The organism is Cryobacterium sp. Sr8, assembly GCF_004403225.1.
GTDB classification, from domain to species: Bacteria; Actinomycetota; Actinomycetes; order Actinomycetales; family Microbacteriaceae; genus Cryobacterium; species Cryobacterium psychrotolerans.
The window spans coordinates 1-25,248 of the sequence record NZ_SOHO01000070.1 but is presented as its reverse complement, the minus strand read 5'-3'; the positions used below and the strand labels follow the sequence as shown (position 1 = coordinate 25,248).

Genomic DNA, 25,248 nt, shown 5'->3' with positions numbered 1-25,248 from the left:
ACCGGAGCGGCCGATGCCTACTCGTTCTCGAATCCGGCGACGATGGCATCCGCCAGTTCCTCGCGTTCTTCGAGCGGGAGGAACGCCGCCGCGGCCGCGTTGAGCTGGAACACCTCGAGGTCGTCTATGTCGTAGCCGAAGGCGTCGCTGAGCAGCGCCATCTCCTTCGAGAGGGTGGTATTGCTCATCAGGCGGTTGTCGGTGTTGACGGTGACCCGGAAGCCGAGCTGGTAGAGCAGGTCGAACGGGTGGTCGAGCAGGTCCTTGCCCCAGGCCGCGATCGCGCCGGTCTGCAGGTTGGAGGACGGGCTCAGCTCCAGGGCGATCTCGCGGTCGCGCACCCACTGGGCGAGCGGGCCGAGAGTGACGAATGTGTTGTCGCCGTCGGCGCGGCCGATCTTCACGTCTTCGGCGAGGCGAACGCCGTGACCGAGGCGCAGGGCGCGACCGTCGAACAGGGCCCCGCGGATGCTCTCCAGCCCGTCGGCCTCGCCGGCGTGCACGGTGACCGGCATGAACTCGTGGGCGAGGTAGTCGAAGGCGGCCACGTGGTTGCGGGCCGGGAAACCCAGCTCCGCTCCGGCGATGTCGAAGCCGACGACGCCGTTCCCCCGGTGGCGAACGGCCAGTTCGGCGATCTCGAGGCTATGGTTCGCGTGCCGCATGGCCGTGACAAGCTGGCCGATGCGGATGTCGTGGCCGGCCTGTCCGACGTGCTCGACACCGGCGTCAAGACCCTCCTGCACCGCCTCGACGGCCTGGTCGAGGGTCAGTCCGCGGGTGAGGTGCTGTTCGGGGGCCCAGCGGACCTCGCCGTAGATCACGCCGTCGCGGGCCAGGTCTTCCACGAATTCGCGGGCGACGCGCACGAGCCCCTCGCGGGTCTGCATGACGGCGGTGGTCACGTCGAAGGTCTTGAGGTACTCGACCAGGGAGCCGGAGTTGGCCTGCCTGGCGAACCAGGAGCCCAGGCTCGCGGCATCCGTCGTCGGCAGGTCGACGCCGGCGGAGTCGGCCAGCTCGACGATCGTCGCGGGGCGCAGCCCGCCGTCGAGGTGGTCGTGCAGGGAGATCTTGGGCAGGGCGTTGATGCTCGCTCCGCCGCCGGGCAGCAGGTATTCGTCTGGGCTCGTGTTCACCCCCCTAATCTACCGGCGGAGCGCCCCGCGAGCCTCCCTGTTTCCTGAATGCTCGCTGGGTGCCACGCCGAATCGCGGAGAAAGTACCTTCACAGTGCTGACGAAGGTACTTTCCCCGCAACTCAACCGGTCGCCCACTCGGGGCGGGCCACTAGCGACGCGCGGATAGATTGGGCACATGCCGACCAAAATCATCCTCGACTGCGACCCGGGCCACGACGACGCGATCGCGCTGCTGCTCGCGCACGGCAACCCCGACATCGACCTCGTCGCCGTCACCACCGTGATGGGCAACCAGACCCTCGACAAGGTCACCCGAAACGCCCTGTCCGTCGCGCGCGTGGCCGGCATCACCGGCGTGCCGTTCGCGGCCGGCTGCGCGCGTCCGCTCGTGCGCCGGATCGAGACGGCGCCGACCATCCACGGCGAGTCCGGCCTCGACGGCCCGGTGCTCCCCGAGCCCGTCATCCGGCTCGACCCCCGGCACGCCGTCGACCTCATCATCGACACGATCATGGCGCACGAGCCCGGCGAGATCACCCTCGTGCCCACCGGTGCGCTCACCAACATCGCCCTGGCCGTGCGCAAGGAACCCCGGATCGCCCAGCGGGTCAGGGAGGTCGTGCTGATGGGCGGCGGATACCACGTGGGCAACTGGTCGGCGACGGCCGAGTTCAACATCGTGATCGACCCGGAGGCCGCGCACATCGTCTTCAACGAGAAGTGGCCGCTCACCATGATCGGCCTCGACCTCACCCACCAGGCGCTCGCGACGCCCGCCGTGGCGGCGCGGATCGCCGCGGTCGGCACCGGGCCGGCCAGGTTCGTCGGGGAGCTTCTCGAGTTCTTCGCCGGGACCTACAAGGAGGCGCAGGGCTTCGACCACCCGCCGGTGCACGACCCGTGCGCGGTGGCCTACGTGATCGATCCCAGCGTGATCGCGGTGCGCCGCACCCCGCTCGATGTGGAACTCACCGGCACGCTCACCCTGGGCATGACCGTCGCCGACTTCCGAGCCCCCGCCCCGGCGGACTGCACCACGCAGGTCGCCGTCGACCTGGACCACGAGAAGTTCTGGTCGTTGATCGTCGACGCGCTCGAGCGGATCGGCGACCCCGAGTAGAAGCGGGTCAGTCGTCGGCGGTGATGCGCTCGGCGATCAGCGGGCCGCCGGTCAGCACCGGCTCACCCGGGTCGCCGATCCGCCAGGCGCCCTCGACCGACTCGAGCGCGCGCGGGAACCGGGCGGGCTCGTCGGCGCTCAGCGTGAACAGCGGCTGGCCCTTCGTGACGGCGTCCCCCGGCTTGGCGTGCAGGTCGACGCCGGCCGAGTGCTGCACCGGGTCCCCCTTGCGGGCGCGGCCGGCGCCGAGCCGCCAGGCTGCGATGCCGAACGGCAGGGCGTCCTGCTGCACGAGGATGCCGTCCCGGTCGGCGAGAACGACGTGGGTTTCGCGGGCGACCGGCAGCGCGGCATCCGGGTCGCCGCCCTGGGCGCGGATGGCCTGGCGCCACTTGTCCATCGCCCGGCCGTCCTTCAGGGCGGCCTCGACGTCGACGTCGGTCTTGCCGGCGAGGGCGAGCATCTCGCGCGCCAGCGTGATCGTGAGCTCGACGATGTCGGCCGGCCCGCCGCCGGCAAGCACCTCCACCGACTCGCGCACCTCGTTCGCGTTGCCGATGGCGAGGCCGAGCGGGACGTTCATGTTGGTGAGCAGCGCGGAGGTCGCGACCCCGGCATCCTGGCCGAGCGCGACCATGGTGCGGGCCAGTTCCCGGGACTGTTCGATGTTCTTGAGGAAGGCGCCGGAGCCGAACTTGACGTCGAGCACGAGCGCCTTGGTGCCCTCGGCGATCTTCTTCGACATGATCGAGGAGGCGATCAGTGGGATCGCCTCGACGGTGCCGGTGATGTCGCGGAGGGCGTAGAGCTTGCCGTCGGCCGGGGCCAGGCCGCTGCCCGCGGCGCAGATCACGCCGCCGACCTCGCGCAGCTGGGCGAACATCTGCTCGTTTGTGAGGTTGGCGCGCCAGCCCGGGATGGATTCGAGCTTGTCGAGGGTGCCCCCGGTGTGGCCGAGGCCGCGGCCGGACAGCTGGGGCACGGCCACGCCGAACACCGCGACGAGGGGCATCAACGGCAGGGTGATCTTGTCGCCGACGCCGCCGGTGGAGTGCTTGTCGGTGGTCGGCTTGCCGAGGCCTTCGAAGCTCATCCGTTCGCCGCTGTCGATCATCGCCATGGTCAGGTCGCGGATCTCCCGGCGGGTCATGCCGTTGAGGAAGATGGCCATGGCCATGGCGGCCATTTGCTCGTCGCCCACATAGCCGCGGGTGTACGCGTCGATCAGCCAGTCGATCTGCGGGGTGCTGAGTTCGCCGCGGTCGCGTTTGGCGTGGATGAGGTCGACGGTGTCGAACGCCTCGATGCGCCCGGCCGAACCGGCCGGAAGGGCGGTGGCGCTGGCGCCGGCACTGGAGTCCATGGTCATCCCCGTCATTCTCCCTGGTACTCGGCCAGCTGCCTGGGCCCGAAGGCATCCGGCAGCACCTCATCGATGGTGCGCAGGCCCGAGACCGTCTCCAGCAGCATGCCGGGCGCGGAGTGTTCGTAGAGCAGCTGGCGGCAGCGGCCGCACGGCATCAGCGCCTGCCCGTGGCCGTCGACGCAGGTGAACGCGACCAGCCGGCCGCCCCCGGTCATGTGCAGCGACGAGACGAGGGCGCATTCGGCGCAGAGCGTGAGCCCGTAGGACGCGTTCTCCACGTTGCAGCCGCTGATGATCCGCCCGTCGCTGACGAGTGCCGCCACCCCGACCGGGAAATTCGAGTACGGCACATAGGCCAGGGCCATCGCCGTCATGGCCGCTTCGCGCAGCGCATCCCAGTCGATGTCGCCCGCTGGTGGGGTCACGTCATCCGCTCCTGAAGTCATCACTTGATATACGGCTTGCCGTCGGCGGCAGGCGGCCGGGACCGGCCGACGAGGCCGGCGACGGCGAAGATCGTCACGACGTACGGGAGCATGAGCATGAACTCGCTCGGCACCGGTGACCCGATGATGCTGAGTACGTTCTGCAGGTTGCTGGCGAAACCGAACAGAAGCGCCGCGAGGGTCGCCTTCAGCGGGTCCCACCGGCCGAAGATGACGGCGGCGAGGGCGATGAAGCCGAGGCCGGCTGTCATTTCCTTGTTGAATGCGCCGACGGATCCGAGGGTGAAGTACGCACCGCCGAAGCCGACGATGGCACCGGCCAGGGACACGTTCCAAAACCGGGTGCCGTTGACGTTGATGCCCACGGTGTCGGCGGCCTTGGGGTGCTCACCGACGGAGCGCAGCCGCAGTCCCCACTTCGTGTGGAACAGCCCGAAGTAGATCACGGCGACGGCGACATACATGAAGTAGACGATGAACGTCTGGCGGAAGAGCGCCGGGCCGAGGATCGGGATCTCGCTCAGCAGCGGGATGTTGATCCGGGGGAAACGCTCCGGTGTGTTGAGCGCCGCGGCATTGGGTGAGAGGAGCTGGGAGAAAAAGAAGCTCGTCAGCCCGATCACGAGCACGTTGAGCACGACACCGACGATGACCTGGTCGACGAGGTACTTGATCGAGAACGCGGCGAGCACGAACGAGACGAGCACGCCGGCGATCGCCGCGGCGACGAGCCCGAGGTACGGGTTGCCGGTGATCGAGGCGACGACGGCGGAGCTGAACGCCCCGGCGAGGAGCTGACCCTCGATGGCCACGTTCACGACCCCGGAACGTTCGGAGATCACACCGCCGAGCGCCCCGAAGATCAGCGGGACGCTGAGGGTGATGGTGCCCACGAAGAGCCCCGGGACGGGGATCGTCGAGCCTGCTGCCGCCCAGGTGAGGAACCCGATCATGAAGACCACCGCGAAGACCACGACGAGCAAGAGCGGCACCTTGCGGGAGTGAGTGGTGATCCAAATCGACCAGGCGGCCATGGCAAACAGCAGGATGCTGGAGACGACAGCGGTGACGAAGGTCGGCAGCACCAGGTCCGGGAGCTGGATCAGATCGCGCGACTGGGACAGCCGGAAGGTGCTCACCTGCCCCTGGGTGTCCACGCCGAGGAGGACGAAGATGAGCAGGCCGAGGACCGCGAAGATGCTGAGGGCGATCGCGGCCTTCCAGCTGCGGAGCACGACCGTGCTCAGGGCCGGCTGGCCCTGGCTCGGCTGGACGGTCTGGGTGATGGTGCTCATCCCGCCGTCACCTCCTTCTTCACGACGGTCGGTCGCGACCTGGGTTTGGTTCCCGGTGTCGGGAGCCGGAAGATCGCGCGCACCAGCGGCGGCGCCGCGATGAAGAGCACGATCAGGGACTGCACGACGAGGACGATGTCGATGGGGACGCCCTCGGCCGCCTGCATCGAGAAGCCCCCGGCCTTGAACGCGCCGAACAAAACGCCGGCGAAGAAGATCCCCCAGGGCCGCGAACGGCCCAGCAGGGCCACCGTGATGGCGTCGAAGCCGATGTTCGCGTCGATCCCGGCGCCGAAACCGGTGGTCACGGTGCCGAGCACCTGGTTGATCCCGGCCAGGCCGACGAGCCCGCCGGAGATGAGCATCGCGCTCACATACACGCTCTGCACGTTGATTCCGGCGACTCGCGCGGCGTTCGGGTTCTCACCCACGGCTCGGAACTGGAACCCGAGGTTCGAGCGGCTGAGCAGCCACCAGACGAAGATCGTTGCGGCGACGACCGTGAGGAAGCCGGCGTGCAGGTTGTACGTCGGCCCCAGGAGGTCGGGGAAGACGGCGGTGGGTTTCATCGGCGGCGTTTGCGGGTTGCTTGACCCCGGTTCCTGCAGCAGCCCGGGGGTGCGCAGCAGGTACGAGACCAGGTACAGCGCCACGAAGTTGAGCATGATCGTGACGATGACCTCGTGTGCGCCCGTGCGGGCCTTGAGCAGGCCGACGATGCCGCCCCACAGCGCCCCGCCGACGAGGCCGGCGAGCACGGCGACGATGAGGTGGATCCCGGCGGGCAGATCGACGGCGAATGCCACCCAGCCGGCGCTGGCGGCGGCGATCAGCATCTGCCCGCGGCCACCGATGTTGAACATCCCGACCCGGAAGGCCAGGCCGACGCCGAGACCGGCAGCGATCAGCGGCGTGGCAAAGGTGAGGGTCTCTGTGAGCGGACGGATTCCGGCGGCGAATCCCGGCCGGCGGAAGTTGTAGATCGACCCCTGAAAGAGCGCCGAGTAGGCGCCGGAGACGGAATCCCACACGGCGGCGAACATGTCCCCCGGCCGGGCGAAGAGATAGCCGGAGGCTTTCTGGACCGGCTCATCGGTGAGGGCGATCAGGATGGCGCCGACGACGAGGGCGAGGAACACGGCGAGCACCGAGATGGCGGCGCTCCCGCCCACGATGTCGCGCATGGCCTGCGACCAGCGCTCCGAGTCGGCGTCCTGCCCCCGGGGGGCGTCGGGGTGGTCGGCTGGCGCCGCCACGGCGCCGGCGGGCTCGGCCGGCGGCTGGGTGCTGTCGCTCATGCCACGGCCTCCGTTCCGGGGGCGGGTTCGCCCGTCATCATGAGTCCAAGGACGCTGCGTGGGGTGGTTCCGGGCACGATACCTACGATTCCTCCGCGGTACATGACCGCGATTCGATCCGCGAGTCCGACGACTTCGTCGAGTTCGGTGGAGACGACGATGACGGGGATGCCGGCGTCCCGGGTCGCGATGATGCGCTTGTGCACGAATTCGATCGAGCCGACGTCCAGGCCGCGGGTCGGCTGCGTCGCTACGAGCAGGTGCAGTTCCCGGCTGAGTTCGCGCGCGAGCACGACCTTCTGCTGGTTGCCGCCGGAGAGCTGGCCGGCGAGGGAGTCGATGCCCTGGGTGCGGATGTCGAACTCGGTCACCTTTTCCCGGGCGAAATCCGCGAGGAAGCCGCGCTGCAGGGTGCCCGCCTTGACGAACGGTGCTCCGGTGCTGCGGTCGAGCATGAGGTTCTCGGCGACGGTGAAGGCGGCGACCAGGCCGTCCTCGGTGCGGTCCTCCGGCACGAATCCGACGCCGGCGTCGAGGATCTTGCGCACGCTGAGGCCGCGCAGGGATGTGCCGTTGAGCTCGATCGTGCCCGTCACCCGGGGCTGCAGGCCCATCAGGGCCTCGATCAGCTCGGTCTGGCCGTTGCCCTGCACGCCGGCGATGACGAGCACTTCCCCGGCCTGGACCTCGAAGCTGACGTGGTTGACGACGAGCTGGTGGCGCGCGTCGATGACGCAGAGGTCGCGCACGACCAGGGCTTCGTGACCCAGCTTCGGTTCGTCCTTGTGCACGGTCAGTTCGACGGCCCGGCCGACCATGAGTGAGGCCAGCTCGGTGTTCGTCGCCGTCGGAGACGCTTCGCCGACGACCTTGCCGCGCCGGATCACCGTGATCCGGTCGGCGACCTCGCGCACCTCACGGAGCTTGTGGGTGATGAACACGATCGAGGTCCCGGCTTCCTTGAGCTGGCGCATGATGGCCATCAGCTCGTCGGTTTCCTGCGGGGTCAGCACGGCAGTCGGCTCGTCGAACACGAGCACGCGCGCCTCCCGGGACAGCGCCTTGATGATCTCGACCCGCTGCTGCACGCCGACGGGGAGGTCCTCGATCAGCGCATCCGGGTCGATGTGGAAGCCGAATCGGTCGGAGATCTCCTTGACCTTTTTGCGGGCCGCGCCGAGGTTGAGCCGGCCGAGGACGTTCGTCTCCTCATGGCCGAGCATGACGTTCTCGGCGACGGTGAAGACGGGGATCAGCATGAAGTGCTGGTGCACCATGCCGATGCCGGCGTTCATCGCGTCACCGGGACCGGCGAACTTCTGCACCACTCCGTCGAGCACGATCTCACCGGCGTCGGCCTGGTAGAGGCCGTAGAGCACGTTCATGAGCGTTGACTTGCCGGCGCCGTTTTCTCCGAGCAGGGCGTGGATCTCTCCCGCCTCGACCGTGAGGTCGATGTGGTCGTTCGCGACCAGGGCACCGAACGTCTTTGTGATGCCGCGCAGTTCGAGCTTCATGTTCCCGATCCTAGGGTGGTTAACGATGTTGTGGGGAGGCCGGCCGGAGCCCGCCTCCCCACAGATTTACCTGCCGAAATTAGCCGGCGAGGTAGGACGTGACCTTCACGTCGCCGCTGATGATGTCGTCGCGCAGCTTGTCGAGTTCATCCTGCAGCTCGGCCGGGACCTTGTCGGCCCAGTCGTGGAACTCGGCCAGGCCGACGCCGTCGTTCTCGAGCGTTCCGACGAACGGCGTCACGTCGAACTCGTCGCGGCCGGCCTTGAGGACGGCTTCCTCCACGCCGACGTCGATGCCCTTGAGGATCGAGGTGAGCAGCAGGTCGGCGACGGACGGGTCCGTCACGAAGACGTCGGCGTCGACCCCGATCAGGGCGATCTCCTTGCCGGAGTCGCGGATGGCCGCGGCGGCGCTCTGGTAGATCGGGCCGCCGACGGGCAGCAGCACGTCCACGCCAGCGTCGATCAGGTTCTGCGCGTCGGTGAGGGGCTGGGTGCCGGCGCTGAACGTACCGGAGAAGACGCCCTTCTGCGTTTCGGTGTTCCAGCCGACGACCTCGACCTTCGTGCCCTTTTCCTTGTTGTAGTGTGCGACGCCCTGGGCGAGACCGTCCATGAAGATGGTGACGGTCGGGAACTGCATTCCGCCGTAGGTTCCGACCTTGCCGGTCTCGGAGACGCCCGCCGACAGGTAACCGGCGAGGAACGCCGCCTGGGCGGTGTCGAACACGATGGGCTTGGCGTTCGGAACGTCGGTCTTGCCGTCGAAGTCGAGGTCGATGGTGTCATCGATGCTGACGTATTCGATGTCCGGGTTGGCCTTGGCGGATTCCGCGGTGGCCTCGGCGAGGGCGAACCCGACGGTGATGATCAGGTTGCAGCCCTGGTCGACCAGGCTGGTCAGGTTGGGCTTGAAGTCGGTGGCCGTGGCGGACTCGACGTGCTTTTCCTTGACGCCGAGTTCGTCGGCCGCCTTGACCAGGCCTTCGTAGCCCAGCTGGTTGAACGACTTGTCGTCGAACCCGCCGGCGTCGGAAACCATGCAGGGCAGGAAGTCGCTGACGACGGGGGCCTTTGTGTCCCCGCCTTCCTCCGGTGCCGGAGCACACCCGGCGAAGAGAGCGACGACACCCAGCGCGGCAAGGCCGCTCAGTGCGGGCTTACGGGATGTGATTCTCAAAGCGACCTCCAAGATGCGGCCCTGCGGTGGGCAGGGGCTATGTGGGACCAACTTAGCGAACAATTGCCTGCTCAGATGAGCAAACAGGAGTCGTGACCGAACAGTTACATACCCCGGGAAATCTTGCTCAGATGAGCAGCGCAGCGGCCCCGAACGGGGGTCAGCCGGGGGTGTTCGGGCTGGTCACCTTGAGGATTCCGGCGACGATCGCGGCACGCAACTCGTCGATGCCGGCGGCGAGTTCGCTGGAGACGAGCCCGGCCCGATCGTGGAACGGGGCGATCTCGACACCGCCGTTCTTGAGGGTGCCCACGTACGGGTCGCTGGAGAAATCACCCTTGAGGTCCGCCCCGATGATCTCCACGACAGCGTCCTGCGTGTTCTTCAGCACGCTGGTGAGCAGGATCGGGTGGAACTGGGCCGGCAGGGACTCGTAGCCGTCGTTGTCGACCCAGATGAGGGAGGACTCGCCATCCTCCAGGATGGCCGCCGCCGCGCCCTCGCCCACCTGGCCCGCCACCGGCATGATCACGTCCGCACCCTGGTCGAGGAACCGTTCGGTGGTCGTCTTTCCCTTGACGGTGTCCTCGAAGTCGCCGGTGAACACGCCGTCCTGCGTGGCCTTGTCCCAGCCGAGCACCCGCACCGCGGTCCCCCTAAGTTCGTTGTACTTGGCCACCCCGTCGACGAAGCCGTCCATGAAGAGGGTCACCGGCGGCTGGTTGCCGCCGCCGAACGTCGCGACGATCCCGGTGCGGCTGACGCCGGCGGCGAGGTACCCGGCCAGGAAAGCGGCCTGCGCCGTGTCGAAGACGATCGGTTTGATGTTCTCCCCGGCGACCTGCTCGTCGACGATCGAGAAGTGCAACTGGGGGTTCGCCGTCGCCGCGGCCGCCGTGGCGTCGGCGAGCTCGTAGCCGACGGTCAGGATGAAGTCGCAGTCGGTGGCCACGGCCTGCTCGACGTTGGGTGCCAGGTCGGTCTCCGCTGTCGACACGATCGCGTCGACGCCGATGTCGAAGTCGGCGGCGGCCTGCTGGAGTCCCTCCCAGCTCGACTGGTTGAAGGAGCGGTCCTCGAGGCCGCCGGAGTTGGTCACCATGCGCGCGCAGTAGTCGGGCGCGGCGGTGCCGCTGGGGCGCGCGTCCTGCTCCGGCGCCGGCGCGCAGCCGGCGAGCAGCAGGGCGGAAACCGCGACGGCCGGGAGGGTGAAACCACGACGAGTCATCTGACGCTCCTTCAGAGGGTGGACCGAGTCTAGAGAACGTCGCTCGAACCCGACAGCTTCAGCGCGTCGACGACGGCCTTGACCTTCTGGGCGTTGGCGCTGGTGGTGACGAGCAGGGCGTCCGGGGTGTCGACGACGACGATGTCCTCAACACCGATGAGGGCGATCATCCGTTTGGTGTGGCTGACCACGATGCCGGTGCTGGAGTCGGCGAGCACTCGGGCACCTTCACCGAGGATGGCGAGATCGTGCTTGCGTCCGCCGGAGTGGATCTTGGCGATGGAGGCGAAGTCGCCCACGTCGTCCCAGTCGAATTGGCCGGGGATCACGGCGAGCTTGCCGGTGGCGGCGACCGGTTCGGCGACCGAGTAGTCGATGGCGATCTTCTTCAGGCGCGGCCAGACCTGGTCGACCACGGCGCCTCGGCGCGGGGTGTCCCACGCCTCCGCGAGCTCCAGCAGGCCGGCGAGCAGCTCCGGTTCGGAGCGTCCGATCTCCTCGAGCAGGCGGTCGGCCCTGGCGATGAACATCCCCGCGTTCCAGAGGTACTGGCCGTCGGCGAGGTACTCCTCCGCGGTCTCGAGGTCCGGCTTCTCGACGAACCGCTCGACCGCGAGGGCGCTGCCGGCCGCAGGGATGTCGAGCGGCCCGGAGCACTTGATGTAGCCGAAACCGACGGCCGGCTCGGTCGGCCGGATGCCGATGGTCACGATGTAGCCGGCGTCCGCGGCCGCCACGGCCTCGGTCACGGCGTCGCGGAACTGGGCGGAGCCCTTGATGACGTGGTCGGCGGCGAAGGAACCGATGATGACGCCCGGTTCCCGCTTCTCCAGGATCGCTGCGGCCAGTCCGATCGCGGCGGAGGATTCACGCGGCTCGCTCTCCAGCACCACGTTGTGGTCGGCCAGCTCCGGAAGCTGCTCCTCGACGGCGGCGCGGTGGGCCCGGCCGGTCACGACCATGACGCGCTGCTCGCCGCTGAGCGGGGCCAGGCGTTCCCAGGTGTCGCGCAGCAGCGTCTGGCCGGACCCGGTCAGGTCGTGCAGGAACTTGGGGGCGTCCGCGCGGGACAGCGGCCACAGCCGCGAGCCGATCCCGCCGGCCGGGATCACGCTGTAAAACCGCTCAATGGGGGTGCTGGTCTGAGGCATCTGGCCAGACTACCGCCGCCGCCCGGCCGGATACCCGCCATTCACCCGGCGGCTATCTCGCCTCCGTACGCTCGCCTCATGAGGGTCGCGGTCATCACGGAAAGCTTTCTGCCCACGATCAGCGGGGTCACCACGAGCGTGTGCCGGGTGCTCGACCACCTCGCGCGACACGGGCACGACGCCATCGTCATCGCGCCGGCCGGGGCGCCGCCCGAGTACGCGGGGTTTCCAGTGCACACCGTGCCGGCCCTGGCCTACCGGCAATTCCCGGTGGGCCTGCCCAGCCCCTTCGTCTCCCGGCTGCTGCAGGACTTCCGGCCCGACGTGCTGCACGCCGCGTCCCCGTTCCTGCTCGGCGCCCAGGGCATCGCCGCGGCCAACCGCCTGGACATCCCCACCGTCGCGATCTACCAGACGGATGTCGCCGGCTACGCCCGCCGGAACAACCTCGGCCAGGCCGCCGGCCTGGCCTGGCGCCTCGTCAAGTGGGTGCACGAGGGCGCCGACCTCACCCTGGTCCCCTCGACGGCGTCAATGGCCGACCTGCGCCGCATCGGCCTTCGCCGACTGGAGCCGTGGGCCCGCGGCGTGGACCTCGTCGGCTTCCACCCGAACCAGCGCAGCGATCCGGCAGCGCGGCGGCTCCGGGCGAGGCTCTCCCCCGGCGGGGAGGTCGTCGTCGGCTACGTCGGCCGGATCGCCCCGGAGAAGCAGGTGGAACGGTTCCGGGCGCTGCGCGGGCTGGACGGCATCCGCCTGGCCCTCGTCGGCGACGGGCCGTCCTCCGACCTCGTGCGGCGCGAACTGGCCGGGATGCCCGTCGCCTGGCTCGGCCGTCTGGCCGGCGCCGACCTCTCGGCCGCGTACGCGAGCTTCGACCTGTTCCTGCACGCCGGAACGGAGGAAACCTTCGGGCAGACCATCCAGGAGGCCCACGCAGCGGGCCTGCCGGTCGTGGCCCCGCGCGCCGGGGGCCCGATCGACCTCGTGGCGCACGGCGAGGACGGCTTCCTGTTCGCGCCGAACGACGAGCGGGATCTGCGCCGTTTTGTTTCGCGGCTGGCCACGGACGGCGCGCTGCGCCGCCGGATGGGCGAGGCCGGGCGCCGCAGTGTGCTCGGCCGGTCGTGGGAGGGCGTCTGCGGCGCCCTGCTCGGCTACTACGAACGGGCCATCGACGAGCGCGCCGCCGTCTGGGCGAACACGCTCGTGCCGCCCTCGATGCGACGCTAGGCGGGCCCGGCCGCAAAAAACCCGGGCGCCGACACCTAGACTGGGAACACGCGCTCTCGAGCGCGACTGCCTCGTCTCATCGCGGCCACATCTCAACCAGGGAGGGTTATTCATGCCACAGCAAACGGCAGGAACCCCGACATATCAGCAAAAGACGACCTCGCGTCGCCCCGCCGGAACCCTTTACCGGGGCCGCGAAGGCATGTGGTCGTGGGTCCTGCACCGCATCACGGGCGTGGCGATCTTCTTCTTCCTGCTGGTCCACATCCTCGACACCGCGCTCGTGCGCGTGAGCCCAGAGGCCTACAACGCGGTGATCGGCACCTACAAGACGCCCCTGATGGGGCTGGGTGAGATCGCCCTGGTCGGTGCCATCGTGTTCCACGCGTTCAACGGAATCCGGATCATCCTGATCGACTTCTGGAACGCGAAGTACCAGAAGGTGATGTTCTACGTCGTCATCGGCCTCTGGGTGCTCACCATGCTCGCCTTCGTGCCGCGCCAGCTTACGAACGTGTTCAGCGACTAGGAGGGGACGACATGTCAACCACCATCGAAGCCCCCCGCAGTCCCTACGCCCGTGCGCCCCGCAAGCGGGGCGTCAACTGGGAGAAGTGGGGCTGGATCTACATGCGCGCCTCCGGCGTCGTGCTGGTCGTGCTCATCTTCGGCCACCTCTTCGTGAACCTCATGGTGGGCAAGGGGGTGAGCGCCCTCGACTTCGCCTTCGTCGCCGGCAAGCTGACCAACCCGTTCTGGATGACCTGGGACGTGCTGATGCTCTGGCTCGCCCTGATCCACGGCGGCAACGGGATGCGCACGCTGGTCAACGACTACGCCACCCAGCCGCTGACCCGCGGCATCCTCAAGTGGGCGATCTTCGCCAGCGTCGCTGTCCTCATCATTCTCGGCACCCTGGTCGTCTTCACCTTCGACCCCTGCCCGGCCGGCGCGCCCGCCGACCTCCTCCCCTCGTTCTGCTCGGCCCTTTAGGAGCTGCACACACCCATCATGACAACGCCCGCCTCTTCCACAGCGCCCACGGAGTCCACCGTCGTTGACGGCGTGCACTACCACCAGTTCGACATCGTCATCGTGGGAGCGGGTGGAGCCGGAATGCGTGCCGCCATCGAAGCCGGCCCCGGCGCCAGCACGGCGGTCATCTCCAAGCTCTACCCGACCCGGTCCCACACCGGCGCGGCCCAGGGTGGCATGGCCGCGGCCCTCGCAAACGTCGAGGAAGACAACTGGGAGTGGCACACCTTCGACACGGTCAAGGGCGGCGACTACCTCGTCGACCAGGATGCGGCGGAGATCCTCGCCAAGGAAGCCATCGACGCGGTCATCGACCTCGAGAACATGGGCCTCCCGTTCAACCGCACCCCCGAGGGCAAGATCGACCAGCGCCGCTTCGGCGGCCACACCAGCGACCACGGCAAGGCCCCGGTGCGCCGCGCCTGCTACGCCGCCGACCGCACCGGCCACATGATCCTGCAGACGCTGTACCAGAACTGTGTCAAGCGCGGCATCAACTTCTTCAACGAGTACTACGTGCTCGACCTGATCATGACCGAGGTCGACGGGGTCGAGCAGCCTTCGGGCGTCGTCGCCTACGACCTGTCCAGCGGCGAGCTGCACGTCTTCCAGGCCAAGGCCTTCATCTTCGCCACCGGCGGCTTCGGCAAGATCTACAAGACCACCTCGAACGCGCACACCCTCACCGGCGACGGCGTCGGCATCATCTGGCGCAAGGGCCTCCCGCTCGAGGACATGGAGTTCTTCCAGTTCCACCCGACCGGCCTCGCCGGGCTCGGCATCCTCCTCACCGAGGGCGCCCGAGGCGAGGGCGCGATCCTGCGCAACGCCAGCGGCGAGCGGTTCATGGAGAAGTACGCGCCGACCATCAAGGACCTCGCGCCGCGCGACATCATCGCCCGCTGCATGGTCAAGGAGGTCGCGGAGGGTCGCGGCGCCGGACCGAACAAGGACTACCTCTACCTCGACTGCACCCACCTGGGCGCCGAGGTGCTCGAGACCAAGCTCCCTGACATCACCGAGTTCGCCCGCACCTACCTCGGCGTCGATCCGGTCACCGAGCCGGTGCCGGTCATGCCGACCGCGCACTACGCGATGGGCGGCATCCCCACCAACGTGAACGCCGAGGTGCTGCGCAACAACACCACCGTCGTGCCCGGCCTCTACGCCGCCGGCGAATGCGCCTGCGTGTCGGTGCACGGCTCCAACCGCCTCGGCACCAACTCCCTGCTCGACATCAACGTGTTCGGCAAGCGCGCCGGCAACAACGCCGTCGCGTACGTCAAGACCGCCGAGTTCGTGCCGCTGCCCGCCGACCCGGCGAAGTTCGTCCGCGGACTGATCGAGGGCATCCGCAGCTCCACCGGCACCGAACGCATCGCCGTGCTCCGCAAGGAACTGCAGGAGACGATGGACGCCAAGGCGCAGGTGTTCCGCACCGACGAGTCCCTCAAGGACGTGACCGACACCATCCACTCGCTGCGCGAGCGCTACAAGAACATCGGCGTGCAGGACAAGGGACGCCGCTTCAACACCGACCTGCTCGAGGCCGTCGAACTCGGCTTCCTGCTCGACCTCGCCGAGGTCGTTGTGTTCTCCGCCCGCAACCGCAAGGAAAGCCGCGGCGGGCACATGCGCGACGACTTCCCCCTGCGCGACGACGAGAACTACCTGGTGCACACCATGGCCTACCTGACCGGGGACCCGCACTCCGCCGACGCGGCCGACCACATCGCGCTCGACTGGAAGCCGGTCACGATCACGCGCTACCAGCCGATGGAAAGGAAGTACTGACGGTGACCACCGCAACCATTACGCCGCCCGCCGTCCCCGAGGCGATCGAGTCCTTCACCGTCACGCTGATGATCCGCCGGTTCAACCCGGAGGTCGACGCCGAGCCGCACTGGCAGGACTTCGACGTCGAGCTGTACGCGACCGACCGCGTGCTCGACGCCCTGCACAAGATCAAGTGGGAGCAGGACGGGACCCTGAGCTTCCGCCGCTCCTGCGCCCACGGCATCTGCGGTTCGGATGCGATGCGCATCAACGGCCGCAACCGCCTGGCCTGCAAGACCCTGATCAAGGACCTCGACATCACGAAGCCCGTCTACGTGGAGGCCATCAAGGGCCTGCCGCTGGAGAAGGACCTCATCGTCGACATGGAGCCCTTCTTCGAGTCGTTCAAGGCGGTGCAGCCGTTCCTCGTGTCGCAGCAGGCGCCCAAGGACGGCAAGGAGCGCATCCAGACGGTGGCCCAGCGTGAGCGTTTCGACGACACCACCAAGTGCATCCTCTGCGCCGCGTGCACGTCGAGCTGCCCGGTGTTCTGGACCGACGGCCAGTACTTCGGCCCGGCCGCGATCGTCAACGCGCACCGCTTCATCTTCGACTCGCGCGACGACAACGCCGCCGTGCGCCTCGACATCCTCAACGACGAAGAGGGCGTGTGGCGCTGCCGCACGACCTTCAACTGCACCGAGGCGTGCCCCCGAGGCATTCAAGTCACCCAGGCCATCGCCGAGGTCAAGCAGGCCATGATGCGAGGCAAGCCGTAGCTTCCGCCTGAGCGGTCTCGCCTGGGCGGTCTCGGCCGGGCGGTCTCGCCTAGTCGGAATCGTCGTTGCGGTTGCGTCGGCTGAGCACCCAGCCGGTACCGAGCACGGCCAGGCCGCTGCCCAGCGGGAGAAGCCAGACGAAGTCGAGCGCTCCGGGTCGAGCGGTCCTGTCCTGGGCGACTGCGGCCTCGGTGACTCGGGCCGGAGCCGGTGGGGCCGCTTCGGGTCGCGGCGCCACCGGCCGGCCGACGCGATTCGCGTCTGCCTCGACCACAACCGCACCCTGCCCGGCCGGTCCGTCGGCGGCATACGCCGCCGGCGGGCCGGCACAGGACAGGAGCGCCACAGCCACCGCGGCGACCTGGGCGGCGCGCATCCGTCGACTCGGCTGCCCGGAATCGGGTAGACGAGGTTGTGGGTGCGTCGGAGACATGGTCACCCTCCACGTTCGGGGGTATGGAGTGGCGGCTCGGGTGGTTCAGCAGTGGAATAGTCGCAGGACGAGGCAGCGTCCGCAAGAGGTGAGACTCGCTCACTTATGGTTTGCGCCCCGAACTGGGGGTGCGCCGTCCCGTCGGGCAACGCGCCTCGCTAGGCTGGTGCAGTGAAGATCACCGACATCGTCAACCGGGTCATGGCCTGGCGACCGATGCGCGTCATCACCCACTATTCGAACAGCGGTGGCGGCATCCTCGCCGGCGGCATGTCGTACCAGTCGATCTTCGCCATCTTCGCCGCGATCTGGGTCGGGTTCTCCATCGCCGGGCTGTGGCTCTACTCCAACCCCGCGCTGACCGAAGAACTCTTCGCCCTGATCAACCAGTCGATCCCGGGGCTGATCGGGAGCGACGGCATCATCGACCCGACGGAACTCGCCACCGCGGGCGTGCTGAGCTGGACGGGAGCCATCGCCCTCGTCGGGCTGCTCGCGACCGCGCTCGGCTGGCTCTCGACGACCGCCACGGCCGTGCGGATCATCTTCGGGATGGAGCGCGACTCGACGTTCTTCGTGCTGGTCAAGGCGCGGGAACTCGGCCTCGGCCTGCTCTTCGGTCTTGCCCTCGTCGTGTCGGCCGTCGTCTCGCTCGCGAGCACCTGGGCTCTGGGCGCGATCTTCGGGCTGGCCGGGATGTCGCAGGATTCGTTCTGGTTCAACGCGTCGGCGCGCACCTTCGGCCTGCTCCTCGTGCTGGTCATCGACACGGCCACGCTCGCCGTGCTCTTCCGGGTGCTCTCGCGGGTGCGCATCCCCCTCCGCCGCCTCCTCACGGGCTCGCTGCTGGGCGCGGCGGCCCTCGGCGGGCTCAAGGTGCTCGGCGGGGCGCTCCTCGGCGGCGCCGGGCGGAACCCCCTGCTCGCCACCTTCGCGGTGGTCATCGGGCTGTTGATCTGGTTCAACCTGATGAGCACAGTCACGCTGCTCTCGGCCGCCTGGATCGCCGTCGGCATGCAAGACGCGGGGATCGACCCGCGCCGGCTCGGCACCGCGGCCGCCGCCGACGCCGAAGTCGAACGCGCCCGACGTGAGGCGGAAGCGGTCCGGGTGGCCGTGCTCACCGAGCTGCGGGACGCCAGCCGCGCCCACAAGGACGCCGCCTGGCACCAGAAGCTGGGCACCTCCCGCCGCCTCCGCGCCGCCGTCGAACGCGCAGCGCGGGAAGGCGCAGCCGGCGCGGACCCGATCGCCAAACGGTAAGCCGCTGCGCCCAAACTAGACTTGCTCCATGCCGCCTTCCCCCGCCACACCCGCCAAACCGCTCCGGATCGCCAGCATCAACGTGAACGGCGTGCGCGCCGCGTTCCGCAAGGGCATGGGCGACTGGCTCGCCGGCCGGGACGTCGACATCCTCGCCATCCAGGAGGTGCGGGCATCCACGGATGACCTCGAAGGCCTGCTCGGCCCGGAGTGGAGCGTCGTGCACGACGCGGCGACGGCCAAGGGCCGGGCCGGCGTCGCGATCGCGAGCCGATCGACGGCCACGATCCACCGGGTGCAGTTCGGCGCCGAAGAGTTCGACAGCGCCGGACGCTGGCTCGAGGCCGACTACGAGGTCAACGGCACCATCGTCACCGTCGTGAGCACCTACGTGCACTCCGGTGAGGCCGACACCCCGAAGCAGGTCGAGAAGTACACCTTCCTCGACGCCATGCTGGCGCGCCTGCCCGAGCTGGCCGCGCACAGCGACCGCGTCGTGGTGCTCGGCGACCTGAACGTCGGCCACCGCAAATTCGACATCAAGAACTGGAAGGGCAACGTCAAGCGGGCCGGTTTCCTGCCCGAAGAACGCGCCTACTTCGACCGGATCCTCGGCGCGGAGGACGACCCGGCGTACAACGCCGGGGCGGGCCTCGGCTGGGTGGATGTCGGCCGCAAGTGGGCGGGAGAGGTCGACGGGCCGTTCACCTGGTGGTCCTGGCGCGGGCAGGCCTTCGACAATGACACCGGCTGGCGGATCGACTACCAGCTCGCTACCCCGGCGCTGGCGGCATCCGTCACCAACTACGCCGTCGACCGCGCCGCCGCCTACGACCAGCGCTGGTCGGACCACACTCCCGTCGTCGTCGACTACGCCATCTGACCTTCCTGCCGCCCACGGCACACGCACGAGAGACCTGACCTCATGGACAAGCCCCGCCTCTACTCCGGCATGCAGCCCTCCGCAGAATCGCTGCAGATCGGCAACTACATCGGCGCCCTGCTCAACTGGAAGGCGCTGCAGCAGACGCACGACGCGTTCTTCTCCATCGTCGACCTTCACGCCATCACGGTCGCGCAGGATCCCGCCGCACTGCGGGAGAACACCCGGCGCACCGCGGCGCAGTACATCGCCGCCGGCATCGACCCCTCGGCGTCGACCCTGTACGTGCAGTCGCATGTCGCCGCTCACGCGCAGCTGGCCTGGGTGCTCAACACAATCACCGGCTTCGGCGAGGCCAGCCGGATGACCCAGTTCAAGGACAAGTCCGCCCGGCACGGGCAGGATGCGACGACGGTCGGGCTGTTCGCCTACCCGACGCTGATGGCCGCGGACATCCTGCTCTACCAGACGACGGTCGTGCCGGTCGGCGAAGACCAGCGGCAGCATGTCGAGCTCACCCGCGACCTGGCGGCACGCTTCAACTCGCGTTTCGGCTCGACCTTCACGGTGCCGGAGGTGGCCATCGTCAAGGAGACCGCGAAGATCTACGACCTGCAGAACCCGACCTCGAAGATGTCGAAGTCGGCCGAGTCGCATGCCGGGGTGATCTGGCTGCTCGACGAGCCGTCGGTGACGAAGAAGAAGATCATGCGTGCGGTCACCGACGCCGAGGGCGGCGTCATCTTCGACCGGGAGAACAAGCCCGGGGTGGCGAACCTGCTCACGATCTATTCGGTGCTGGCGGGGGTCACGATCGGCTCTCTCGAGGACGAGTATGCGGGGCGCGGTTACGGCGACCTGAAGAAGGGTCTCGTCGAGGTCGTCGAGGGCACCTTCGGCCCGATCCGTTCGCGGGTGATCGAACTGCTGGACGACCCGGCGGAGCTGGACCGTCTGCTGGCGCACAACGCCGACCGGGCCGCGGCCGTGGCCGACGTGACCCTGGCCCGGGCCTACGAGGCCGTCGGCCTGCTGCCGCGGCGCTGACGGTGCAGCCCGTCACCCTGTCCTCGCCGCTCCTGCGGCTGGACCAGCTGCTCCCTGCCGATGCCGAGCGCGTCTACGAGTACTGCCAGGACCCGATCTTCGAGCGCTACCTGCACATCCCGTGGCCGTACCAGCGCTCCGACGCCGACTCATTCGTCTCCGGGTATATGCCGGCGGCGTGGGCGTCGGACACGGAGTACACCTGGGCGGTCCGCGACCCGGACACCGCTGAATTGCTCGGGGTCATCGGCTTGCGGCTGCCCAGCGCCTCGATCGGCTACTGGCTCGGCGCCCCGCATCGCGGCCACGGCCACATCCCCGAGGCGCAGCGGCTGGTGATCGAGTGGGCGTTCGCGAACCAGGTGGTCGACACCATCAGCTGGCAATGCCTCGAGGGGAATATGGCCTCCGCGCGCGCCGCGCGGAAGGCCGGGTTCACCTTCACCGGGGTCGGGCCGGCGATCCAGGCGCACCGCGACGGCACCTATCCCCCGTCCTGGCACGCCGTGCTCCGCTCCTCCGACACCCGGGAGCCGAAGGCCGGCTGGCCGATCGAGGAATCGGCCGGATGATCCCCCGCCTGGCCCTCTTCGACCTGGACGACACGCTCTTCGCCCACAGCGACGCGGTCGCCTGGGGGATCGAACGGCACCTCGTGTCGGAGGGAGGCGCGTTCGCCGGCGCCGACACCGCGGCATCCGTCACCCTGTGGCGCTCCCTCGAGGAGGAGCACTACCACTCCTACCTCGCCGGGGTGCTGGACTACCGCGGGCAGCGGCGGGCACGCGCCCAGGGTTTCGCCGCCGCGCACGGCGTCGACCTCGACGACGGCGCGGCCGCGGCCTGGTTCGAGGGCTACCTCGCGCACTACCGGGCGGGCTGGCGACTGCACGAGGACGCGCTCCCCTGCCTGGACGCCCTGGCCCTGCGGTTCCCGGGGATCCGCTTCGGCCTGATCACCAACGGCGAACTCGCGTTCCAGGGCGAGAAGCTGCGCGAGACGGGCCTGGACGAGCGGATCGAGCACGTGATCGCGTCGGGCTCGCTGGGTATCACCAAGCCGGATCCGCGCATCTTCCTGCACGCGTGCTCCGTCTTCGGCGTCGCACCCGCCGACGCCGTCTACGTCGGCGACCGCTTGCGGACGGATGCGATCGGTGCCGCCGCCGCCGGCCTCACGGGCGTCTGGCTCGCCCGGCCCGGGACCGCGGCCGACCCGGCCGAGGCTGCTGTCGCGGCTGCCGCTCCTCCTGCTCCTGCGACTGCGACTTCGACTTCGACCGAGGCTGCGGCTGCGGCTGCGGCTGCGGCTGCGGCTGCGGCTGCGACCGAGGCTGAGGCTGCCCGACTCGGCGTCGTCCGCATCCCGGGCCTGGCTGCCCTCCCCGACGCCCTCGCCGCCCACTGACCACAGACCCTCACCCGCTCCGTGGGCGGCCAACTCAGGAGAATCCGCATGCAGCGCGCTGGCTGGCCCGGAACGACGGGCAACCATGCCTGCGGCACACCGAATCTCCTGAATTGGCCACCGTCGGGCGACGTGCAGTCGCGCCAGGAAGGCCGGCGCGACTCGCCGGGACCGCGACCGGCCGTCCGGCAGCGCCCATGCACGCGCCGGACCGAGTCGTGCGCCCTTCATCGCTAACCCGCCCGGTGCGGCCAACTCAGGAGAATCCGTATGCATCGCGCTGGCAGGCCCGGAACGACGCGCAACAATGCCTGCGGCACACCGAATCTCCTGAATTGGCCACCGTCGGTGACCGGCCGTCGGGACCGGAAGTCCAGCGAAACACTGCGACGACGTGCGGGCACGGACCAGCCAGGAGCCCGCGGGCGGGGCTCGTCCCTGCCCCGGTCGACGGCCCGGCTAGACGAAAGTCCGGCGGAAGTGACGACTGGCGTCAAGCAGGCCGGCGATTGCGGCGATCACGCGCTCAGGGTGGAACATGATGTCGCGGTACAACACGCGCAGGGTCAGGTAGCCCAGCATTGCCAGTTCGCAATCCCGGGTTCGATCGCGCGCGTGCGCGTCCCAGCCATCATGGAACTGCCGGCTGTCCGCCTCGACGGCGATGCAGCCTTCCACGATCATGTCGATTCGACCGATCCCGTGGATGCGAACCTGGATCTCAAACTCGTACCCGGCCTGCCGGACGATGAAGCGGAGCACCGTCTCCTGACCGGCCTCGCTGCGGGCGTCCACGAGGCGCCGAAGGTATTGAGTCTCCCTTGGCAGTGCTGCGAAGATCTCCGAAATCGCGCCCGGCGGAATCAGTCCCTGGTGCAGGGCACTGTCCAGGGAGGCGAGCGCAAATCTCGGCTCCTGACAGCGAACAATCTGCACCAACGCGTCGATGAGCCCGACCCGGTACTCGGAGCCGTCGGCGGGATGCATCAGCACATTCCAGTGGAGCTCGACGCCGTGCCGGTTCTGGTCCGTGAGGAGCTGGAATCGGTCGTGGGGTGTGCGCAAGCGGGAGCCGGTGGGGTCAACCTGGACATGCGCGAACCGGCTGTCGAAGGCGAAAACGCCGAGGTCCGCCGCGGCGGAAACACACGCAAGCCGTCCACCGACCCGCACGGCCTCCAGGATGCGAACATCCGTACCCGGAAGCGCGTAGTGGCCCCGCCGCACGCGGATGAGGTGGCCAGCGTCAACGGCGCCTCGAAGCGCGCGCCAGGTTGCACCGGCCGCGTTCAAGGCCGCGGTCTCGGCAATCTGCACTCGGTTGTCGCGGAAGTATTCGGCCCAGGTCATAGCCAGCAGCCTGACGACACGCGGCAGGAGAATCCCGGCCTCCGGTGGATCTGGGGAAATCGCCCACCCACCCACCCCTGTGGCGAACATGTCCCCACAGCCCCGCGTGGCTAACTCAGGACATTCCGTGCGCGCACGGGAAACCGCCAGACTGGTCCGAGGGCGAGCCGGACCCGGATACGGATTCTCCTGAGTTGGCCGCAACTGGTGCCGGTCACAAGGCGGTGACCCGGGAGAAGCGATCGAGGGCGGGCCGGGTGGCGGACGGGCGAAGGCAGGGCGGCCGGGCGGCAGTGAGGGCAGCCTGGGCAGCGAGGGCAGGGCGGATGCCGAAACCCGGCGGCCGAGGGACGGCCGCCGGGCTTCGGGGGTGGGGCGGGGGTGGGCCAGAGCTGCTAGCGGACGTCCTCGTCGACCCAGTCCAGGGTCTTGGTGACGGCCTTCTTCCAGTTGCGCAGCAGGCGGTCGCTCTCGGCCGTGTCCATCGACGGAGTCCAGCGCGAGTCCTCCTGCCAGTTCGCGCGCAGCTCGTCCAGCCCGCTCCAGAAGCCGACCGCGAGGCCGGCCGCGTAGGCGGCGCCGAGCGCCGTCGTTTCCGCGACCACCGGCCGGATCACGGGGACGCCGAGGAGGTCGGCCTGGAACTGCATCAGCAGGTTGTTGGCGATCATGCCGCCGTCGACCTTGAGCTCGGTCAGCGGAACGCCGGAATCGGCGTTGACCGCGTCGATCACTTCGCGGGTCTGGAACGCCGTCGCCTCCAGCGCCGCCCGGGCGATGTGGCCCTTGTTCACGAAGCGGGTCAGGCCCACCAGCGCGCCGCGGGCATCCGAGCGCCAGTACGGCGCGAACAGGCCGGAGAACGCCGGCACGAAGTACGCCCCGCCGTTGTCGTCGACCGTCTTCGCCAGGGCCTCGACCTCGTCGGCCGAGCCGATCAGGCCGAGGTTGTCGCGCAACCACTGCACCAGCGACCCGGTCACGGCGATGGAGCCTTCGAGGGCGTAGTGCGGCGCGTCATCGCCGAGCTTGTAGCCGAGCGTGGTCAGCAGCCCGTTCTTCGAGTGCACGATCTCGGTGCCGGTGTTGAAGATGATGAAGTTGCCGGTGCCGTACGTGTTCTTGGCCTCGCCCTGGTCGAACGCGGCCTGGCCGAAGGTGGCGGCCTGCTGGTCGCCGAGGATGCCCGCGATCGGCACCTCTCGGAGCAGGCTGTGCCCGCTCGCGACGCCGTAGACCTCCGACGAGGACCTGATCTCGGGCAGCATCGACTTCGGCACGTCGAAGATGCCGAGGATCTCGTCGTCCCACTGCAGCGTCTCGAGGTCCATGAACATCGTGCGGGACGCGTTGGTGACATCCGTCGCGTGCACGCCGCCCTCGACGCCGCCGGTCAGGTTCCAGAGCACCCAGGAGTCGGTCGTGCCGAAGAGCAGGTCCCCGTTGTCGGCCTTCTCGCGGGCGCCGGGCACGTTCTCGAGGATCCAGACGATCTTCGTGCCGGAGAAGTAGGTCGCCAGCGGCAGGCCGACCTTCTGCTTGAACCGTTCCACCCCGCCGTCGGCGGCGAGCCGGTCGACGATCGGCTGGGTGCGGGTGTCCTGCCAGACGATGGCGTTGTAGACGGGGATGCCGGTGGTCTTGTCCCAGACCACGGCGGTCTCGCGCTGGTTGGTGATTCCGACCGCCTCGATGTCGTGGCGGGTGATGTTGGCCTTCGAGAGCGCCTGTCCGATCACCTCGCGGGTGTTGTCCCAGATCTCCTTCGGGTCATGCTCGACCCAGCCGGCCTGCGGGAAGATCTGCTCGTGCTCCTTCTGCCCGCTGGACACGATCGAACCGGTCTTGTCGAAGATGATCGTGCGCGTGCTTGTCGTTCCCTGGTCGATGGCGAGGACGTACTGGGCCATTCTGAACTCCTTTGTTGAGACTGCGAGGGGGTGGTGACGAGTATGACTGTGGCTGGTGAAGCTGTGGGGCGAGTCAGCTGAGGATCGGCAGCAGCACGACCGAAGCCCAGCCGGCGAGAAGCCCGCCGATGACCGGTCCGACGACCGGCACCCAGGAGTAGGCCCAGTCTGAGCCGCCCTTACCCTTGATCGGCAGCAGGAAGTGCGCGATCCGCGGCCCGAGGTCTCGGGCCGGGTTGATGGCGTAGCCGGTCGGGCCGCCGAGCGAGGTGCCGATCACGATCACGAGCAGGGCCACCGGCAGGGCGCCGAGGGCGGCGAGGCCGCCGGCTTCGCCCTGGCGTCCGCCGCCGAAGGCGATGACGACGAAGACGAGCACGAAGGTGCC

General features: G+C 68.8%; 24 protein-coding genes. 11 read left to right on the top strand and 13 right to left on the bottom strand.

What is annotated here, in order from left to right; translation table 11 throughout:
* Positions 1–17 precede the first annotated feature (17 nt).
* Positions 18–1,139 carry an adenosine deaminase gene (locus E3T54_RS14615; RefSeq protein WP_134476324.1) on the bottom strand — a complete coding sequence of 374 codons (1,122 nt, stop codon included), beginning with the start codon at positions 1,137–1,139 and terminating at the stop codon, positions 18–20.
* A gap of 178 nt (positions 1,140–1,317) precedes the next feature.
* Between E3T54_RS14615 and E3T54_RS14610 the strand changes: the two genes are divergently transcribed.
* Positions 1,318–2,262, top strand: coding sequence for a nucleoside hydrolase (locus E3T54_RS14610; RefSeq protein ID WP_134476323.1), 945 nt, complete (start codon positions 1,318–1,320; stop codon positions 2,260–2,262).
* 7 nt (positions 2,263–2,269) lie between these two features.
* On the opposite strand, the gene E3T54_RS14605 is transcribed toward E3T54_RS14610, so the two are convergent.
* The 8 genes from E3T54_RS14605 to E3T54_RS14570 form a co-directional block, all read right to left on the bottom strand.
* Positions 2,270–3,625, bottom strand: a complete 1,356-nt coding sequence (locus E3T54_RS14605) for a thymidine phosphorylase (protein WP_134476547.1) — start codon at positions 3,623–3,625, stop codon at positions 2,270–2,272.
* An 11-nt stretch (positions 3,626–3,636) separates the two neighbouring features.
* Positions 3,637–4,053, bottom strand: coding sequence for a cytidine deaminase (locus tag E3T54_RS14600; RefSeq protein ID WP_255452888.1), 417 nt, complete (start codon positions 4,051–4,053; stop codon positions 3,637–3,639).
* Positions 4,054–4,073: 20 nt separating this feature from the next.
* On the bottom strand, positions 4,074–5,369 hold the full coding sequence (locus E3T54_RS14595; RefSeq protein ID WP_134476321.1) for an ABC transporter permease: 1,296 nt from the start codon (positions 5,367–5,369) through the stop codon (positions 4,074–4,076).
* Positions 5,366–6,667 (bottom strand): ABC transporter permease, encoded by a 1,302-nt coding sequence (locus E3T54_RS14590; protein ID WP_174844435.1) that lies wholly within the window; start codon positions 6,665–6,667, stop codon positions 5,366–5,368. The genes E3T54_RS14595 and E3T54_RS14590 overlap by 4 nt, the downstream gene beginning before the upstream one ends.
* On the bottom strand, positions 6,664–8,184 hold the full coding sequence (locus E3T54_RS14585) for an ABC transporter ATP-binding protein (protein ID WP_092323191.1): 1,521 nt from the start codon (positions 8,182–8,184) through the stop codon (positions 6,664–6,666). The genes E3T54_RS14590 and E3T54_RS14585 overlap by 4 nt, the downstream gene beginning before the upstream one ends.
* A 79-nt stretch (positions 8,185–8,263) precedes the next feature.
* Positions 8,264–9,364 (bottom strand): BMP family protein, encoded by a 1,101-nt coding sequence (locus E3T54_RS14580; RefSeq protein ID WP_134476320.1) that lies wholly within the window; start codon positions 9,362–9,364, stop codon positions 8,264–8,266.
* A 160-nt stretch (positions 9,365–9,524) separates the two neighbouring features.
* A complete protein-coding gene (locus tag E3T54_RS14575; protein WP_134476319.1) occupies positions 9,525–10,592 on the bottom strand; it encodes a BMP family protein in 1,068 nt (355 codons plus the stop codon).
* Positions 10,593–10,621: 29 nt separating this feature from the next.
* Positions 10,622–11,743, bottom strand: a complete 1,122-nt coding sequence (locus tag E3T54_RS14570; protein ID WP_134476318.1) for a mannose-1-phosphate guanylyltransferase — start codon at positions 11,741–11,743, stop codon at positions 10,622–10,624.
* 78 nt (positions 11,744–11,821) lie between these two features.
* Here E3T54_RS14570 and E3T54_RS14565 point away from each other — a divergent pair, with 78 nt between their 5' ends.
* The 5 genes from E3T54_RS14565 to E3T54_RS14545 all read left to right on the top strand — a co-directional run bounded on the left by E3T54_RS14565 (position 11,822) and on the right by E3T54_RS14545 (position 16,566).
* Positions 11,822–12,976 carry a glycosyltransferase family 1 protein gene (locus E3T54_RS14565; protein WP_134476317.1) on the top strand — a complete coding sequence of 385 codons (1,155 nt, stop codon included), beginning with the start codon at positions 11,822–11,824 and terminating at the stop codon, positions 12,974–12,976.
* A gap of 112 nt (positions 12,977–13,088) precedes the next feature.
* On the top strand, positions 13,089–13,505 hold the full coding sequence (sdhC, locus tag E3T54_RS14560) for a succinate dehydrogenase, cytochrome b556 subunit (protein WP_134476316.1): 417 nt from the start codon (positions 13,089–13,091) through the stop codon (positions 13,503–13,505).
* An 11-nt stretch (positions 13,506–13,516) separates the two neighbouring features.
* Complete coding sequence (locus tag E3T54_RS14555) at positions 13,517–13,969, top strand: succinate dehydrogenase hydrophobic membrane anchor subunit (RefSeq protein WP_134476315.1); 453 nt, start codon at positions 13,517–13,519, stop codon at positions 13,967–13,969.
* Between the two features lie 18 nt (positions 13,970–13,987).
* A complete protein-coding gene (gene sdhA, locus E3T54_RS14550) occupies positions 13,988–15,805 on the top strand; it encodes a succinate dehydrogenase flavoprotein subunit (protein ID WP_092323202.1) in 1,818 nt (605 codons plus the stop codon).
* Positions 15,806–15,807: 2 nt separating this feature from the next.
* Positions 15,808–16,566, top strand: a complete 759-nt coding sequence (locus E3T54_RS14545; RefSeq protein ID WP_134476314.1) for a succinate dehydrogenase iron-sulfur subunit — start codon at positions 15,808–15,810, stop codon at positions 16,564–16,566.
* Between the two features lie 49 nt (positions 16,567–16,615).
* Here E3T54_RS14545 and E3T54_RS14540 read toward each other — a convergent pair whose 3' ends face one another.
* A complete protein-coding gene (locus E3T54_RS14540; RefSeq protein ID WP_134476313.1) occupies positions 16,616–16,942 on the bottom strand; it encodes a hypothetical protein in 327 nt (108 codons plus the stop codon).
* A 228-nt stretch (positions 16,943–17,170) separates the two neighbouring features.
* On the opposite strand from E3T54_RS14540, the gene E3T54_RS14535 reads away from it, so the two are divergent.
* Genes E3T54_RS14535 through E3T54_RS14515 form a run of 5 tightly spaced genes read left to right on the top strand, consistent with a single transcriptional unit; the run spans position 17,171 to position 21,600 of the window.
* Complete coding sequence (locus tag E3T54_RS14535; protein WP_134476312.1) at positions 17,171–18,262, top strand: YihY/virulence factor BrkB family protein; 1,092 nt, start codon at positions 17,171–17,173, stop codon at positions 18,260–18,262.
* A 28-nt stretch (positions 18,263–18,290) separates the two neighbouring features.
* A complete protein-coding gene (locus E3T54_RS14530) occupies positions 18,291–19,145 on the top strand; it encodes an exodeoxyribonuclease III (protein ID WP_134476311.1) in 855 nt (284 codons plus the stop codon).
* Positions 19,146–19,187: 42 nt separating this feature from the next.
* Positions 19,188–20,192, top strand: a complete 1,005-nt coding sequence (gene trpS, locus E3T54_RS14525; protein WP_134476310.1) for a tryptophan--tRNA ligase — start codon at positions 19,188–19,190, stop codon at positions 20,190–20,192.
* A 2-nt stretch (positions 20,193–20,194) separates the two neighbouring features.
* Positions 20,195–20,764 carry a GNAT family N-acetyltransferase gene (locus tag E3T54_RS14520; protein WP_166804933.1) on the top strand — a complete coding sequence of 190 codons (570 nt, stop codon included), beginning with the start codon at positions 20,195–20,197 and terminating at the stop codon, positions 20,762–20,764.
* Positions 20,761–21,600, top strand: coding sequence for an HAD family hydrolase (locus tag E3T54_RS14515; protein ID WP_134476308.1), 840 nt, complete (start codon positions 20,761–20,763; stop codon positions 21,598–21,600). The genes E3T54_RS14520 and E3T54_RS14515 overlap by 4 nt, the downstream gene beginning before the upstream one ends.
* A 459-nt stretch (positions 21,601–22,059) precedes the next feature.
* Here the strand turns inward: E3T54_RS14515 and E3T54_RS14510 are convergent, their stop codons facing one another.
* The 3 genes from E3T54_RS14510 to E3T54_RS14500 form a co-directional block, all read right to left on the bottom strand.
* On the bottom strand, positions 22,060–22,950 hold the full coding sequence (locus E3T54_RS14510) for a hypothetical protein (RefSeq protein WP_134476307.1): 891 nt from the start codon (positions 22,948–22,950) through the stop codon (positions 22,060–22,062).
* A gap of 395 nt (positions 22,951–23,345) precedes the next feature.
* The gene (gene glpK, locus E3T54_RS14505) at positions 23,346–24,860 is read right to left on the bottom strand and encodes a glycerol kinase GlpK (protein ID WP_134476306.1); all 1,515 of its coding nucleotides are present in this window, start codon (positions 24,858–24,860) and stop codon (positions 23,346–23,348) included.
* A gap of 73 nt (positions 24,861–24,933) precedes the next feature.
* Positions 24,934–25,248 (bottom strand): aquaporin (locus E3T54_RS14500; protein WP_174844434.1); only part of this gene is annotated, 315 nt, incomplete at its 5' end.

Bases quoted from the DNA above. Each gene is read 5' to 3' on its own strand.
- E3T54_RS14515 (WP_134476308.1), top strand. From the start codon at position 20,761: ATGATCCCCCGCCTGGCCCTCTTCGACCTGGACGACACGCTCTTCGCC.
- E3T54_RS14510 (WP_134476307.1), bottom strand. From the start codon at position 22,950: ATGACCTGGGCCGAATACTTCCGCGACAACCGAGTGCAGATTGCCGAG.
- sdhC (WP_134476316.1), top strand. From the start codon at position 13,089: ATGCCACAGCAAACGGCAGGAACCCCGACATATCAGCAAAAGACGACC.
- trpS (WP_134476310.1), top strand. From the start codon at position 19,188: ATGGACAAGCCCCGCCTCTACTCCGGCATGCAGCCCTCCGCAGAATCG.
- E3T54_RS14605 (WP_134476547.1), bottom strand. From the start codon at position 3,625: ATGGACTCCAGTGCCGGCGCCAGCGCCACCGCCCTTCCGGCCGGTTCG.
- E3T54_RS14565 (WP_134476317.1), top strand. From the start codon at position 11,822: ATGAGGGTCGCGGTCATCACGGAAAGCTTTCTGCCCACGATCAGCGGG.
- glpK (WP_134476306.1), bottom strand. From the start codon at position 24,860: ATGGCCCAGTACGTCCTCGCCATCGACCAGGGAACGACAAGCACGCGC.
- E3T54_RS14540 (WP_134476313.1), bottom strand. From the start codon at position 16,942: ATGCGCGCCGCCCAGGTCGCCGCGGTGGCTGTGGCGCTCCTGTCCTGT.
- E3T54_RS14595 (WP_134476321.1), bottom strand. From the start codon at position 5,369: ATGAGCACCATCACCCAGACCGTCCAGCCGAGCCAGGGCCAGCCGGCC.
- E3T54_RS14570 (WP_134476318.1), bottom strand. From the start codon at position 11,743: ATGCCTCAGACCAGCACCCCCATTGAGCGGTTTTACAGCGTGATCCCG.
- E3T54_RS14610 (WP_134476323.1), top strand. From the start codon at position 1,318: ATGCCGACCAAAATCATCCTCGACTGCGACCCGGGCCACGACGACGCG.
- sdhA (WP_092323202.1), top strand. From the start codon at position 13,988: ATGACAACGCCCGCCTCTTCCACAGCGCCCACGGAGTCCACCGTCGTT.
- E3T54_RS14530 (WP_134476311.1), top strand. From the start codon at position 18,291: ATGCCGCCTTCCCCCGCCACACCCGCCAAACCGCTCCGGATCGCCAGC.
- E3T54_RS14575 (WP_134476319.1), bottom strand. From the start codon at position 10,592: ATGACTCGTCGTGGTTTCACCCTCCCGGCCGTCGCGGTTTCCGCCCTG.
- E3T54_RS14555 (WP_134476315.1), top strand. From the start codon at position 13,517: ATGTCAACCACCATCGAAGCCCCCCGCAGTCCCTACGCCCGTGCGCCC.
- E3T54_RS14590 (WP_174844435.1), bottom strand. From the start codon at position 6,667: ATGAGCGACAGCACCCAGCCGCCGGCCGAGCCCGCCGGCGCCGTGGCG.
- E3T54_RS14585 (WP_092323191.1), bottom strand. From the start codon at position 8,184: ATGAAGCTCGAACTGCGCGGCATCACAAAGACGTTCGGTGCCCTGGTC.